We start from the raw sequence: 14,089 nt of genomic DNA, 5'->3' as shown, positions 1-14,089 counted from the left end.
AGTGGGCCTGGGTACCGGTCGGCTGTGGACGGACATGCGGGGACCGGCCTCCTGGTGGGCGAGGTGTGGGTGGGGTGCGGTGGAACATCCTCTCACGCACCGTGGGCGGCTTCCGCCCGTGGTGAGATGGGGGTATGCAGCCCGACCACGCCCTACGCGCCCGGATCGCCGACACCGCCTCCGCCCTGGGCCCCGACGCCCCGACCCTGGACGACCCGTGGACGGTGCGCGACCTCCTGGCCCACCTGGTCCTGCGCAGCACACGCCCCGACGCGGTGCCGGGCATCGGTGTGCCGCTCGGGTTTCTGCGCCGGCACACGGCTGCGGTGCAGGAGCGGATCGCGCAGGAGGACTTCGAGCGCACGCTGGCCCTTTTCCGCCAGGGTCCGCCGCGCTGGTCGCCCGCGCGCACCGCGCTGGTCGGTCGCCTCGTCGAGACGCCGGAGCTGGCTGTGCACCTGGAGGACATGGTCCGGGCGCAGCCGGACTGGCGACCCACCGAGCACGACGGGTCCGTGCAGTCGGCGCTCTGGGGCTCGGTGCGCCGCAGCGGCCCCGTGCTCTACCGCAGCGCCCCGGTCGGTGTGGTGGCGGTGGCACCGGGTCGGGGCCGGGCCTCGTTGCGACGCCCGCGTGCAGGCACCGGGACGGTCGTCCTGCGCGGGACGCCGCTGGAGCTCCTCCTGCACGCCTTCGGACGCACGTCGGCCAGCCTGGCCGTCGTCGAGGGCGCCGACGCCGACGTCGCGGCGCTGGCCGCCCACGACCGCTCCCTGTGAGCGGGGTCCACAGAACGCTGTGGCCGGCGCTGCGCCCCCGGCTGGAGGCGGAGCCGGCCCGCAGGAAGGCCGGCATACCCGTGCTCGTGGGGGTGGACGGCCGCAGCGGAGCGGGCAAGACCGACCTGGCCGGCGGCCTCGCCGAAGCGGTGCGCGGGCTCGGCCGGAGCTGCGAGGTGGTGCACGTCGAGGAGCTCTACCCCGGGTGGGACGGCCTGGCGGAGGCGCTCGGACCGCTGTGCGCCGAGGTCGTCGCGCCGCTGCGCTCGGGCCGGCCGGGCAGCTACGTCTCGTGGGACTGGGACGCCTCCGAGCCCGGGACACGACGCGACGTGCCGGCGGCCGCGGTGGTCGTCCTCGAGGGGGTCGGCGTCCTGGCCTCCTCCTGCGCCGGTGACCTCGACGTACGGATCTGGCTAGAAGCCCCGCGCACGGTGCGTCGTGTGCGTGCCCTGGCCCGGGACGGCGAGGTCTTCGCGCCGCACTGGCAGCGGTGGGCCGACCAGGAGGACGCCCTGTTCGCCGGCGGCGTCCCGGCGGCCGACGTGGTCGTCGACACCGTGTCGGGCACGGCGAGGTGGGACAGACTGGCCCCATGACCTCAGGCGGCAGGCCGGGCCGCTACCCCGGCCACCGGGTGCTCGATCCTGTCCGCGGGCACCTCGCGCCCGGAGCCTTCCTCGCCCGGACCCTGCTCCTGCGGGCGCGCGCCTGGCTCATCGTCCAGGCGGCGCTGGGCGCCGGTGTCGCCTGGTGGGCCGCCCGGGACCTGCTCGGGCACCCGCTGCCGTTCTTCGCGCCGGTCACCGCGATCGTCTGCCTCGGGCTCACCTACACCTCCCGGCTGCGGCGGATCGCCGAGCTGACGGTCGGTGTGGCGGTCGGCATCTTCATCGGGGACCTGTTCGTGCACACGTTCGGCTCGGGCGTCTGGCAGATCGTGGCCGTGGTCGTGGTGGCGATGTCCCTGGCGGTGCTCGTCGGCGGTGGCCAGATGCTGATGATGCAGGCCGGCATCCAGGGCACCATCCTGACCACGCTCGTCGCCGGGGAGGGTGAGGCGCTGAGCCGCTGGCTGGACGCGGTCGTCGGCGGGGCCGTCGCGCTGGTCATCGCCATGCTCGCCCCGGTCCGCTCCACGACCGAACGCCCGCGCCAGCGAGCGGTGGCCATCGTCGGCCGGGTGGCCGAGGTGCTCACCGACACCGTCCAGTCGCTGCGCAACCGGGACCGGGGCCGTGCCGCGGCCACCCTCGCCCACGCCCGCGGGCTGTCCTCACAGATCGAGGAGCTGCGACAGGCCACCGCCGAGGCCACGGCCGCCGCCCGCCTGGCCCCGCTGCTCTCCGGGGTGCACAGGGAGGACGTCGAGACGATCCACGAGCTGCTCGGGCCGCTGGACCTGGCGGTGCGCAACCTGCGGGTCCTGGTGCGGCGCGCCGAGCTGGCGGTGGAGGACGACGAGTTCGTCCCCGCGACCTACACCGACATGGTCGCCGACCTGGCGCAGGCGGCGGCCACGATCCAGGACCATCTCGAGCACCACACCTCCCTGGCCGGCGCCCAGGAGGACCTCGTGACCCTCGCCCGGCGCTCGACGTGGTCGCACCCCCGGGCCGGCCTGTCGGCCGAGGTCGTGCGCGCCCAGGTGCGCTCCACGGTCGTCGACCTGCTGGTCCTGGCCGGCATGCCGCTGACGGAGGCGCGCCGGCGGGTGCCGGCGACGAAGGAGGAGCTGGACCCGACGGCGCCCGTCGAGCCGGAGGACCCGGCGTCCGGCTCCGGCTGACCGGCGGGCTCAGCCCGTCCCGGCCGTCCTGTGGTGGTGCTCGATGAGCGCGGCCAGGCGGGACGCCTCGGCGCGGGCCCGGTCGCCGTCCGAGCGCTGGATGGCCATCACGGCCAGCTCCTCGGTGTCGTCCAGCTCCAGGACCGCCCACGGGGCACCGCCGGAGAAACCGACCTGGACGATCTGGGCCCACTCCAGGTCACGGGAGGAGAACAGGTTGACCACCCTGAGGCCGGACCGGCTGGGGACGGCGCGCAGCACCGCATACCGGAGCAGGAAGGCGGCCCCGGCCACGCCGATGAGCGCGACACCCGCCCTGTTGACCAGGCTCAGGGCGGGCGTCGAGCCCAGCGGCATCGGGGAGAAGATCGCCACGAGCGCGAAGGTGACCACGCAGGCCACGGCCATCCCGCCCGCGACCCACGCCCCGACGACCGGCCGGAAGGTGTCGTAGGGGTCGCGCCGCGGCGTGGTGGGAGTCACCCGACCAGGGTACGGTCCTCCGCCAGGTTCGGCCCCTGGCCCGTGGGTGCCTCGACCCTGGCTGCCCGCTTCCAGACGAAGAAGCCCCAGATCACGAACCCGCCGTAGATGATGTACATGACCGCCGAGGGGTAGTAGCCCGAGCTCCACAGCAGCGGGACGCCCACGAGGTCGACGGCGATCCAGACCAGCCAGAAGTCCACCCAGCCGCGGGCCATCGCGTAGGTGGCCAGCATCGAGCCGACGAAGATCCACGCGTCGGTCCAGTAGTACCAGCTCGGCGCCGGCCAGCCGACCCCGACCTGGCGGAACACCCACTGACTGAGCACCACCAGGCCGGCGGCGGCCACCAGGTAGATGCCGCGCTCGCGCCCGGTGGCCCAGCGCGGGGTGATCGCCGGGGAGCCCTTGGCGCGGCCGCGCAGGGAGCGGTTCCAGACCCACCAGCCGTAGACGCTGGTGATCATGAAGAAGACCTGTCGGGCGGCCTGCCCGAAGAGGCTGTGCTCCTGGGGGTTGGCGAACCAGACTCCCATGAACACGGTGACGAGCAGCAGGTTGCCGACGATGCCGACCGGCCAGGCCCAGACCTTGCGGCGCATGCCGAGGATCGCCGAGGCCAGCCCGAAGGCGTTGCCGACGACCTCGCGCCACAGGACCGTGTGCTGACCGAGCTGAAGTTGTGCGTTGAAGATGTCGTTCCAGACGTCCACAGCATTCCATCCCTTGCGGATCGTGCGGCCAGAGACGAAAAAACCCCGGCCACGAGGTGTGGGCGCCGGGGGTTCGTGCGCGAAGCGATGACGTGTCGCCCGTGCTCCGGACGTCCGCTGCGGGTATGCCGTCGCCGGCACCTGCCGCTGGTGCGTCCGTCGCCGTGGCGACGCGCGTGCTGCCTCCCATCCGGACTTTCACCGTCGGTCCCGGAGTTTCACCAGGTCAGCCGGCCGCTGGCTGCGGCCGGGTCGCGGACTGTCACCGCCGGCTCGGAATTTCACCGACCCCGGAGCACGTATTGCCCCTCCATGGTAGCCCCAGCGTCAACCCCGACACCGCCGGGCCCGGCGACACCGCGCACGCAGGTCAGCCGTCGGAACGGCTCCCGCACGCGCGCGCCGCCAGCTCCCGCAGCTCGCCGATCCGCGCGGGCACGTCCTCCGCGCCGTAGACCGCGGACCCCGCGACGAAGACGTCGGCACCGGCCTCGACGCACTGCCCGATCGTGTCGAGCGACACCCCGCCGTCGACCTGGATCCAGATCTCTCCCCCGCGCCGCCGCACCGCCTCCCGCACCGCCCGCACCTTGGGCATCTGGTCGACCATGAAGGACTGGCCGCCGAACCCGGGCTCCACGGTCATCACCAGGACCATGTCGACCTCGTCGAGCAGCTCCTCGTAGGGCTCGAACGGCGTCCCCGGCTTCAGGGCGAAGGCGGCGCGGGCACCGGCCGCCCGGATCGCGCGCGCGGTGGCCACCGCGTCGGCGGCCGCCTCGACGTGGAAGGTCACCGACCGTGCGCCCGCCTCGGCGTAGCCGGGCGCCCACCGGTCGGGGGCCTCGATCATCAGGTGCGCATCGATCGGGACCGGACTGACCCTCGCCAACGCCTCGACGACCGGCTGGCCCAGCGTGAGGTTGGGGACGAAGTGGTTGTCCATGACGTCCACGTGCGCCCAGTCAGCGTCGCCGATGCGGGCGAGCTCGCGCTCGAGGTTGGCGAAGTCGGCGGACAGGATCGAGGGGCTGATCTGCAGGTGCGGGCGGGCCATGGCCCACACCCTAGTGTCCGGTCAGCGCCGCCGGAGCAGGGCGACGAACATCCCGTCGGTCCCGTGCCGGTGCGGCCACAGCTGGGCCCATGACTCCCCCTCGGTGCCCGTGCCAGGGAGCGGCACCCCGTCCCGGTCGCGCAGGTGGGGGCGCACGTCGAGGAGCTCGACGTCCGTGCGCCGCTTCAGCAGGTCCCCGACCACGAGCGTCGTCTCCGCCAGGTGCGGGGAGCAGGTCGCGTAGGCGACCAGTCCCCCGGGGCGCACGGCGTCGACCGCCGAGACGAGCAGCTCGCGCTGCAGGGGGCCGAGCCCGGTCAGGTCCGCGGGCGAACGGCGCCAGCGCGCCTCCGGGCGCCTCCGCAGCGCGCCCAGGCCGGTGCAGGGTGCATCGACCAGGACCCGGTCGTAGGTGCCCGGCTCCTGGGTCCCGACGACGCGCCCGTCCTCGACGGTCACCTCGACGTCGGCGCCCGCCTCGAGCGCGGCCCGGAGGGTATGCCGCACGAGCTCGGCCCGGTGCGGGGCCACCTCGTTGGCGCGCAGCGAGGCCCCCCGCTGCAGGGCGAGGGCCGCCAGCAACCCCGCCTTGCCGCCGGGGCCGGCGCACAGGTCCAGCCACCGGCGGTCGGGCCCGTCCAGGGGGGCCTGCGCCAGCGCGAGGGTGAGCAGCTGGGACCCGGCGTCCTGGACGGCGATCCGGCCGTCGCGCACGCCGGAGAGGACACCCGGGTCGCCGCCCGGCAGCGTCCACGCCGTGGGTGCGACGGGCGAGGGCTGCGCACCTGCACCGACCAGGGCGGCGTCCTCGACGAGCCCCGGCCGCGCCACCAGCGTCAGCGGGGCCGGCGTGTTGTGCGCGACGAGCAGCTCGGGCAGCTCCACGCCGGCCTGCTGGGCCGTGCCGCCGTGCGCGATGAGCGCGGCCCTCAGCGCCCGGACGATCCACTCGGGGTGCGAGTGCTCCACGGCGAGCCGGGCGAGGGGGTCCTCCAGACCGGCGGTGACGGCCTCGACCCACTCCTGCCGGGACCGCTCGCCGACCCTGCGGAGCACCGCGTTGACGAAGCCGCCGGCGCCCTGGCTCACGTGCGACCTGGCGAGCGCGACGGTGGCGCTCACCGCTGCGTGGTCGGGCACGCGCATGCCGAGCAGCTGGTGGACGCCGAGCCGCAGCACGTCCAGGACGGGGGCGTCGATGCCGGCGACGGGTCGGTCGGCCGCGATCTGGACCACCGCGTCGTACAGGCCCTGCATCCGCAGGCTCCCGTAGACCAGCTCGGTCGCGAACGCGGCGTCGCGACCCCGCACCCGGGCCTTGCGCAGCGCCCCCGGCAGCTCGAGGTTGGCGTAGGCCCCCTGGCCCTCGACGGCCCTCAGCACGAGGTAGGCGGTGTCCCGGGCCGGGTCGCCGCGCCTGGCCCGCTCGGCAGGCCGCTGGGCGGACCTGGCCCGCGGCCCCCTGCGCCCGTCACGTGCGCCCTGACCGGTGCGCCCCGGCCGACCACCGGCCCCGCTGCGTCCGGCGCTGCCGTGCCGCTCAGTCACCGAGGGTCTCCCCCTCGGCGGGGCGGACCCCGCGGGCCCAGTCGGCCGCCGGCACGGCCTTCCTGCCACGCGCCTGCACCAGGCCCAGCCGGACCGGCGTCGAGCCGGTGCCGACGAGGACCTGCCGCTTGTCGGCACGGACCTCCCCCGGCGCCAGCACGACCTCTTCGGCGCAGGTGGTGCGGTCCGTTGTGCCGACGGGCTCGACCGGGCCGAGCTTGACGCGCTCGCCCCGCCACGTGCTCCAGGCGCCGGGCGCCGGGGTGGTGGCCCGTACGAGACGGTCCACGGCGAAGGCCGGGCGGGACCAGTCCACGCGGGCGTCGGCCACCTCGATCTTGGGGGCGAGGCTCACGCCGTCCACCGACTGCGGCTCGGGCACGAGCGTGTCCGCCTCCATCGCGTCGAGCGTGGCCACGAGCAGCTCGGCACCCGAGTGGGCCAGGCGGCCCATCAGGTCGCCGCTGGTGTCGCGCGGCCGGACGGTCTCCGTGAGGCGCCCGAGGACCGGCCCGGTGTCCAGGCCCTCCTCGAGCGTGAAGGTCACGGCGCCCGTCACGTCGTCACCGGCCAGCAGCGCGTGCTGGACCGGGGCCGCACCGCGCCAGGCGGGGAGCAGCGAGAAGTGCAGGTTGACCCAGCCGTGCGGGGGCAGGGTCAGCAGCTCCGGCGGAACCAGGCCTCCGTAGGCCACCACCGCGACGACGTCCGGCGCCCACGCCTGCAGGTGCTCCCGCACGCCCTCCTCCCGCAGCCCCGCGGGGGCGAGCACGGGGATGCCGGCCTCCTCGGCCAGCGCCCGCACCGGGGATGGACGGGAGCGGCGGCCACGGCCAGCTCCGGCGTCGGGCCGGGTGAGGCAGCCGACGACCTGGTGCCCTGAGCCCAGCAGCCGCTCCAGCGACGTCGCCGCGACGTCGGGGGTCCCGGCGAAGACGACCCTCAACGACCTACCTTTCGTGCGTCCGGGGCGGTGCGGCTCAGAGCTCGTCCTGCTCGGGGTCGGCCGCGGTCTGAACGCGGAAGGCGTCCGGGTCGTCCAGCTGCAGCTCGACGACCTCCTCGCCCTGGGCGCGGAGCAGCTCGTGGCGCTCGCGACGGCGCTGGCCCTGCTCGATCGGGTCGGGCACCGGCGCCGCGGCGATCAGGCGCTGGGTGTACTCCTCCTGAGGGTTCTCCATGATCTGCTCGCGCGGACCGGCCTCGACCACCTCGCCGTTCTGCAGCACGACGACCCGGTGGGCCAGCAGGTCCACGACCGCCAGGTCGTGACTGATGAAGAGGCAGGCGAAGCCGAACTGGTCCTGCAGCTCGGCGAAGATCTTCAGCACGCGCGCCTGCACCGACACGTCGAGAGCCGAGGTCGGCTCGTCGGCGACGAGGAGCTCGGGGTCGAGGCTCAGGGCCCGGGCCACGCAGATGCGTTGGCGCTGACCACCGGAGACCTCGTGGGGGTAGCGGTTGTAGACCTCGCGGGGCAGCTGCACCGCGTCGAGGAGCTCGTGGACCTTCTTCTCGCGGCTCTTGCGGTTGCCGATGCTGTGGACGACCAGCGGCTCGGCGATGCACTCCCCGATCGGCAGCCGGGGGTTGAGCGAGGCTGCCGGGTCCTGGAAGATCACCCCGATCCGCTTGCGCAACGCCTTGAGCTCACCCCTCTTCATCGTGGTGACGTCCTGGCCGAGCAGGCGGAACTCGCCACTGGCGGCGGGGATGAGCCCGAGCGCGCAGCGACCGATGGTCGACTTGCCCGACCCCGACTCGCCCACCAGGCCGACGATCTCGCCCTTGCGGACGCTGAAGCTGACGTCGTCGACGGCACGGAACGGGGGCTTGCCCAGGCGCTGGTACTCGATGACCAGGTTCTTCAGCTCGATCGCCAGAGGTGCGTCCTTGTCGACCTCCTCCTTGACGTTGATGCCCATCTGCCCGCGTCCGGCGCCCATCCGCGGCACCGAGCCCAGCAGCATCTTGGTGTAGGGGTGCTGGGGGCGCAGCAGGACCTCCTCGACGGTGCCGCGCTCGACGATCTCGCCCTTGAACATCACCGCGACCCGGTCGGCCATGTCGGCCACCACGCCCATGTTGTGGGTGATGAGCAGGATGCCGGTGTTGAGCTTGTCCTTCAGGGAGCGCAGCAGGTCCAGGATGTCGGCCTGCACGGTGACGTCCAGGGCGGTGGTCGGCTCGTCGGCGATGATCACCTTGGGGTCGCAGCTGATCGCCATCGCGATGACCACCCGCTGGCGCTGCCCGCCGGAGAGCTCGTGGGGATACTTCTTCATCTGGCGCTCAGGCTCGGGGATCCCGACCATCCCGAGCAGCTCGATGGCGCGGTTGATGGCGTGCTGCGCCCGTGCCACCCCGTGCAGCTCCATCGACTCGACCATCTGGGTGCCGATCGTCAGGACCGGGTTGAGCGCGGTCATCGGCTCCTGGAAGACCATGGCCACGTCGTTGCCACGCATCCGGCGCATCGTGCGTTCGGGCAGCCGGCCCACCTCCTTGCCCGCCACGTTGACCGCACCGCCGATCGTGGCGTTGCTGGGCAGCAGCCGCATGGCGGTCATCGAGGTCACGGACTTGCCGGATCCGGACTCACCCACGAGGGCGACGACCTCGCCGGGACGGACCCGCAGGTCCACCCCCTTGACGGCGTGGACGCTGCCGAACTCGGTCCTGAACCGGACGTCGACGTCGTCGAAGTCCAGGACGACCGTGTCATCGTCCCCGGGGGCGCCCGACCCCGTGTAGATCGGGCCGCTGTAGTGGTCGGTGGGGGTGCTCATCAGTCGGCGGTCCTGTTCTGACGGGGGTCGAAGGCGTCGCGCAGACCGTCTCCGAGGAAGTTCACGGACAGCGCGATCACGAGGATGATCATGCCGGGCCACCAGAAGAGCCAGGGCCGGTTCTGGAAGCTGGTCTGGTAGGTGGAGATGAGCAGACCCAAAGAGGTGTCGGGCGCGCGCACGCCCCAGCCCAGGAAGGACAGGGCCGACTCCACCAGGATGGTCGAGGCGATCGCCAGCGTGGCACTGACGATGATGGTGCCGATCGTGTTGGGCAGGATGTGCTTGAACACGATCCGTGCCGAACCTGTCCCGATGGCCTCTGCTGCGGTGACGAACTCGCGCTCGCGCAGGGACAGCACCTCACCGCGCACCAGGCGGGCCAGGCCCGTCCAGCCGATCACGGACAGCAGGAACGCCAGCGGCCAGATGCCACCGTTGGCCATCTTGCCGAACACCGCAGCCAGGACCAGGGCCGGGATGACGATGAACAGGTCGGTGATCCGCATGAGCAGACCCTCGATCCAGCCGCGGTAGTAGCCCGCGATCGCCCCGATGGCCGTCCCGATGAAGGTCGAGACCAGACCGACGGTGAAGGCCACGATGAGCGAGCGTTGCGTGCCGCGCATCGTCAGCGAGAAGTAGTCCTTGCCGGCGTTGTCCTGCCCGAAGGGGTGCTCGCCCCACACGAACGGCCAGATCTGCAGCGTGGGTCGACCCCCGTCCTCGACCAGGCCTCCCACCCAGAAGGGCTTCTTCCACCAGCCGGGGATGAGGCCGTAGCCGATGGAGGTGAAGGCGAAGATGGTGACGAAGAGCAGCACGACCAGGGAGATCATCGCGCCACGGTGCCGGAAGAAGCGCCGCCGGACCAGCTGGCCCTGCGAGTAGGACTTCTGGTTCAGGTCGATCTGCTTCTCGACGGAGTACTCTGTGCCGGGCAGCTCACCGTCGGTCGCCTCCGAGACTCCGTCGGCGACGTCGGGGTCCTGGGGGGACGCCGGGTCGTGCGGCAGCGGCTCCGGCGAGAGCCCCTCGTCGCCGGACCCGGGAGCCCGGGGCTTGTCCTGGTCGGGCCGGTCGTCGCCGGGCGGGGTGGGCTTGTCGTTCATCGGATGGTCCTCGCTGTGTGCGCTGCCAGGTCGGCCTGCGTCGTCGGGCGGGCGGTGTTCACGGCGTCACCGCCGGATGCGGGGGTCGAGGAAGGCGTAGGCGATGTCAGCCAGCATGTTCATGAACACGGCTGCGGTCCCGGCCACCACGTAGTAGGCCATGACCGGGCCGGGGTCGACGAAGTCCAGGCCCGTCTTGAACATGTCGCCCAGGCCCTTCCACCCGAAGACCGTCTCGGTGACGACCGCGCCGCCGAGCAGGTTGGCGAAGTCGAAGGCGACGATCGTGGTGATCGGGATCAGCGCGTTGCGCAGCGCGTGCTTGGAGTAGACGACCCGGTCCGACAGTCCCTTGGAGCGGGCGGTGCGGATGTAGTCCTGGTTGATCGTCTCGAGCATCGAGGAGCGCGTGTAGCGGCTGTAGCCGGCGATCGAGATCAGGGTCAGCACGATGGTCGGCAGGACCAGCTGCACGCCCCAGTTGTACATGATGATGTAGAAGTTGCCGTCGAGCTTCTGGTAGGGGATCGCAGCGTCGCCGATCGTCTTGATCGGGCGTGGGACCTGCTGGAGGAACCCTCCCCAGTTGCGCAGCAGCTGGTCCATGAAGACGAGGAAGGCGAAGGCCAGCGCGGTCCCGCCGCAGACGAACATCGCGATCTTCTTCTGGAAGCCGCCGAAGAACCAGCCGATCGCCGCGCCGACGACGAGGGCGACGAGTCCGAGCGCCAGGACGACCCACCAGCCGCTGGGGTCCCGCACCACCGGCGCCGTGACGAAGTAGGCGACGATCCCGGTCGCCACGGTCCCCAGACCGGAGTAGAGGATCCGGCGCTCGGACAGACCGACGGTGAGCACGAGGAAGAAGGCCAGGGCGGCCAGGGCACCGACGATGATGATCGGCAGGCCCAGCGCGGGCTGGCGCCACCAGTCGACGCGGTCGAAGACCAGCACGGCGCCGAAGACCACGACGGCGGTGACCGCGAAGGTGATCGCCTCACGACGCAGTCCTCCCCCGAGCACCGCGGCGACGACCACCGCGAAGACGACCGCGATCACCGCCATCGCCGTCGTGGCGAGCGCCGGATCGGCTATCCAGTTGTTGAAGCGGTAGGCGCCGAACTCCTTGAGCAGCACCGCGGCCCAGAAGACCGGGAGGGAGAAGAAGAGGAAGGCGAGGAAGGTGATCGCGTAGTCGAAGCCGGAGTACTGCCGGATGGCGGACAGGACGCCGAGCAGGATGCCGATCACGATGGCCAGCGCCACCGACAGCGACACCAGCCGCAGGCTCGCCCCGGCAGAGCTGAGGAGCAGCGCGTTGATGTTGGCGCCGTCGCGGCTGGTCCCGAGGTCGCACTGGAGGGCGAGGCACTTGCCGGCGCCGGCGAGCCAGGACAGGTAACGCTGCCACCAGGGCAGGTCCAGGTTCATGTTGTCGATGCGTGCGGCGATCAGCTGGTCACGGTTCGTCGCGCGACTTTCGCGCAGGTCCTGGAGGGGGTCGCCGGCGTTGATGGTCGCGAAGAACATCAGGGCGGACCCCATGAGCAGGACCAGGGCAGAGATGCCGATCCGCCGGAGGATGAACTGGAGCACGGGAGAAGAACCTTCCTGCTGGAGCCACTGTCGTTGTGGCTCGGTGACCGACGCAGACTAACCCGACTGGGGCGGATACCGCCACGCCGACCACGCGTGTCCCGGGTGTGAACGGTGGAAGTGGAGAGGCGTAGAGAGGCACTGCACGCAGCACGGGGCGGGAGGCCCGATGGACCTCCCGCCCCGTGCTGGCTAGGCGTCGCGGTGGATCGTCACCGTGGCCTGGCCGCCGAGCGGCCGTCGGTCACTGTGCGCGGACCCACTGCTCCGCGTTCCAGGACACGCCGGTCTGGACCGCGGTGTGGCGCACGTTCTCGATGGACGCGTCGTAGCCGACGACGCCCGGGTGGGCGAAGACCGGGATGCCGTAGAGGGTGTCCCAGAGGGTCTTCTCGATGATCTTCGTCTGCTCCAGCTGGACGGCCGGGTCGAGCGAGGTGGACAGCGTCTTCCAGGCTGCGTCGACGTCGGCGTTGGAGTAGCCACCGAAGTTCTGCGTGCCGTCCGTGGAGTAGATCGGACGGCCCGAGGCGATCTGGCCCGAGCCGGCCCACGCGAACAGCGCGACCTCCCAGTCGCCGACCTCGAGCGGGCCGCCGGACTGGAAGAACGTCGGGTCGCCGGCGTCGATGATGTTGAAGCCGGCCTCGTCGCAGGACGACTTGATCGTGGTGACCTCGTCGGTGCGGCGCTGGTTGGGGGCGGAGTAGCCGATGCGCACGTCGACGGGGGTCTCCACGCCGGCGTCCGCGAGCTTGGCCTTGGCACCCTCGATGTCGACCTCGTCGTACTGACCGCTGTAGGCGGCGCTGAGGACCTCGTTGTACTTCTCCGTCTGGAACGGGAAGACCTCGCGCAGGTTCATGACCACTGCGTCGGGGTTGATCGGCTGGATCAGGTTCTGCACGATCTGCTGGCGCGGGACGCACATCGCGAACGCCTCGCGGGCGGCCAGGCCACCCTTGTCCTCGCTGAAGACGCTGCCCTCGGCGAAGTTGAAGTCCAGGTGCTCCCAGGTCATCTCGTTGCCGGTCTGCAGGGCCACGGTGTCGCCCATGTTCTTGATCTGGTCGACCGTGTCCACGGTGGCCTGCGGCTCGATGACGTTGATGTCACCGTTCTGCAGGGCCTGGACGTGGGTCTCCGGAGCGGCGAACTTGAACACCAGGTTGCCGGTGGCCGGCGGGGTGCCCCAGAAGTCCTCGTTCGGGACCAGGCCAAGAGAGAGGTCCTTCTCCCAGACCGCACCCTCCAGGGTGTAGGGACCGCTGGACGGGACGATGGACTCGTCCTTGATCTGGTAGTCGTTGAAGACCCAGCCGGTGTTCCAGAACTTGGACACCTTCTTGATCGTGTCGGTGTCGCCGTCCAGGATCGCCTGGGCCAGTTCGCCCGGCTCCAGGCCGGACTGCTTGGCGGCCACGTGCGCGGGCAGGGCGCCGCTGACCATGATCTCCCAGTCCGGGTTGGGGTCGGCGTAGACCAGCGTGAAGGTCTTGCCGTCCACCTCGGCCTGCGGGGTGTCCTGGACGTAGGTCGCCATGTCGCTGACCGGGTCGAAGCCGAGACCCTTGGCCCCGCCGAGGGCCTCGGGGTTGGTCGAGACCCAGCTGAGCAGGTAGTCGTTCGCGCTGACCGGGGTGCCGTCGGACCAGACGGCCTCGTCGGAGATGGTGTACTCGACGGTCAGCGGGTCGTCCGAGGTCTTCTCGTAGCTGCCGAACCACTCGTTCGGGTAGACGGTGCCATCGGTGCCCCAGTACCAGAAGCCGCTGTTGACCTGGGCGTTCACGGTCGCGTTGTAGGTCGAGTTGGTGGCCGAGGTGTCGCCGTTGTAGGCGTTGTACTGCTCGGACCCGGTCGAGAAGGAGATGGTGTCGTCGTTGGTGACGACGTCGCCGAGGTCGACCTTGGCGGAAGACTCCTCACCGCCGGCTCCCTCGGTGGTGTCCGACCCTTCTGCTCCGCTCGTCTCCGAGCCCTGGTCGGTGCCGCCGCCGCCCTCTCCGGCGGTGGTCGTGCTGTCCGGGGTTCCGGTGTCGGACGTGCAGCCGGCCAGAGCCAGTGCGCCGGCCGCCACGACGGCCATGGTCGCGCGCCTGATCTTCAATGTTCCTCCTAGTGAGAAGCCCGGACCGAGGCCGCGATCCACGTTGGTCGCGCCCGGGATCGGCGCCGAGCCGGGGGGTTGCCAGTAAAAGATAGGCACGCGGACCCCCTCAA

General features: G+C 71.7%; 12 protein-coding genes and 1 riboswitch. Of the genes, 3 read left to right on the top strand and 9 right to left on the bottom strand.

The window, feature by feature from the left end:
- Positions 1-134 precede the first annotated feature (134 nt).
- Genes DV701_RS02085 through DV701_RS02075 form a run of 3 tightly spaced genes read left to right on the top strand, consistent with a single transcriptional unit; the run spans position 135 to position 2,568 of the window.
- Positions 135-779: a TIGR03085 family metal-binding protein gene (locus tag DV701_RS02085; RefSeq protein WP_114926868.1), complete on the top strand. Its 645-nt coding sequence runs from the start codon at positions 135-137 to the stop codon at positions 777-779.
- Positions 776-1,378, top strand: coding sequence for a nucleoside/nucleotide kinase family protein (locus DV701_RS02080; protein ID WP_228255167.1), 603 nt, complete (start codon positions 776-778; stop codon positions 1,376-1,378). Before DV701_RS02085 ends, DV701_RS02080 begins: the two co-directional genes overlap by 4 nt.
- Positions 1,375-2,568: an FUSC family protein gene (locus DV701_RS02075; protein WP_114926867.1), complete on the top strand. Its 1,194-nt coding sequence runs from the start codon at positions 1,375-1,377 to the stop codon at positions 2,566-2,568. Before DV701_RS02080 ends, DV701_RS02075 begins: the two co-directional genes overlap by 4 nt.
- A 9-nt stretch (positions 2,569-2,577) precedes the next feature.
- Here the strand turns inward: DV701_RS02075 and DV701_RS02070 are convergent, their stop codons facing one another.
- From DV701_RS02070 to DV701_RS02030, 9 genes are all read right to left on the bottom strand, one after another.
- Positions 2,578-3,051 carry a PH domain-containing protein gene (locus tag DV701_RS02070; protein WP_114926866.1) on the bottom strand — a complete coding sequence of 158 codons (474 nt, stop codon included), beginning with the start codon at positions 3,049-3,051 and terminating at the stop codon, positions 2,578-2,580.
- A complete protein-coding gene (pnuC, locus tag DV701_RS02065; protein ID WP_114926865.1) occupies positions 3,048-3,764 on the bottom strand; it encodes a nicotinamide riboside transporter PnuC in 717 nt (238 codons plus the stop codon). Before pnuC ends, DV701_RS02070 begins: the two co-directional genes overlap by 4 nt.
- A 173-nt stretch (positions 3,765-3,937) precedes the next feature.
- Positions 3,938-4,066, bottom strand: a riboswitch (FMN riboswitch).
- 68 nt (positions 4,067-4,134) lie between these two features.
- A complete protein-coding gene (gene rpe / locus DV701_RS02060; RefSeq protein ID WP_228255166.1) occupies positions 4,135-4,821 on the bottom strand; it encodes a ribulose-phosphate 3-epimerase in 687 nt (228 codons plus the stop codon).
- 21 nt (positions 4,822-4,842) lie between these two features.
- Positions 4,843-6,369 (bottom strand): RsmB/NOP family class I SAM-dependent RNA methyltransferase, encoded by a 1,527-nt coding sequence (locus tag DV701_RS02055; protein ID WP_114926864.1) that lies wholly within the window; start codon positions 6,367-6,369, stop codon positions 4,843-4,845.
- On the bottom strand, positions 6,362-7,315 hold the full coding sequence (gene fmt, locus DV701_RS02050; RefSeq protein ID WP_114926863.1) for a methionyl-tRNA formyltransferase: 954 nt from the start codon (positions 7,313-7,315) through the stop codon (positions 6,362-6,364). Before fmt ends, DV701_RS02055 begins: the two co-directional genes overlap by 8 nt.
- 34 nt (positions 7,316-7,349) lie before the next feature.
- The gene (locus DV701_RS02045; RefSeq protein WP_114926862.1) at positions 7,350-9,158 is read right to left on the bottom strand and encodes an ABC transporter ATP-binding protein; all 1,809 of its coding nucleotides are present in this window, start codon (positions 9,156-9,158) and stop codon (positions 7,350-7,352) included.
- Complete coding sequence (locus tag DV701_RS02040) at positions 9,158-10,270, bottom strand: ABC transporter permease (protein WP_228255165.1); 1,113 nt, start codon at positions 10,268-10,270, stop codon at positions 9,158-9,160. The genes DV701_RS02045 and DV701_RS02040 overlap by 1 nt, the downstream gene beginning before the upstream one ends.
- A 66-nt stretch (positions 10,271-10,336) precedes the next feature.
- Complete coding sequence (locus DV701_RS02035; protein WP_114926861.1) at positions 10,337-11,866, bottom strand: ABC transporter permease; 1,530 nt, start codon at positions 11,864-11,866, stop codon at positions 10,337-10,339.
- A gap of 244 nt (positions 11,867-12,110) precedes the next feature.
- A complete protein-coding gene (locus DV701_RS02030) occupies positions 12,111-13,976 on the bottom strand; it encodes an ABC transporter family substrate-binding protein (protein WP_202863606.1) in 1,866 nt (621 codons plus the stop codon).
- Positions 13,977-14,089: the final 113 nt, after the last annotated feature.

This window comes from Ornithinimicrobium avium, assembly GCF_003351765.1.
GTDB classification, from domain to species: Bacteria; Actinomycetota; Actinomycetes; order Actinomycetales; family Dermatophilaceae; genus Ornithinicoccus; species Ornithinicoccus avius.
Note: the sequence above shows the minus strand (reverse complement) of the source record. Positions and strands in the feature narration are given on the sequence as shown.

Excerpts from the sequence above, each read along its gene's own strand:
- DV701_RS02085 (WP_114926868.1), top strand. The coding sequence starts at position 135 with ATGCAGCCCGACCACGCCCTACGCGCCCGGATCGCCGACACCGCCTCC.
- DV701_RS02075 (WP_114926867.1), top strand. The coding sequence starts at position 1,375 with ATGACCTCAGGCGGCAGGCCGGGCCGCTACCCCGGCCACCGGGTGCTC.
- rpe (WP_228255166.1), bottom strand. The coding sequence starts at position 4,821 with ATGGCCCGCCCGCACCTGCAGATCAGCCCCTCGATCCTGTCCGCCGAC.
- DV701_RS02045 (WP_114926862.1), bottom strand. The coding sequence starts at position 9,158 with ATGAGCACCCCCACCGACCACTACAGCGGCCCGATCTACACGGGGTCG.
- DV701_RS02040 (WP_228255165.1), bottom strand. The coding sequence starts at position 10,270 with ATGAACGACAAGCCCACCCCGCCCGGCGACGACCGGCCCGACCAGGAC.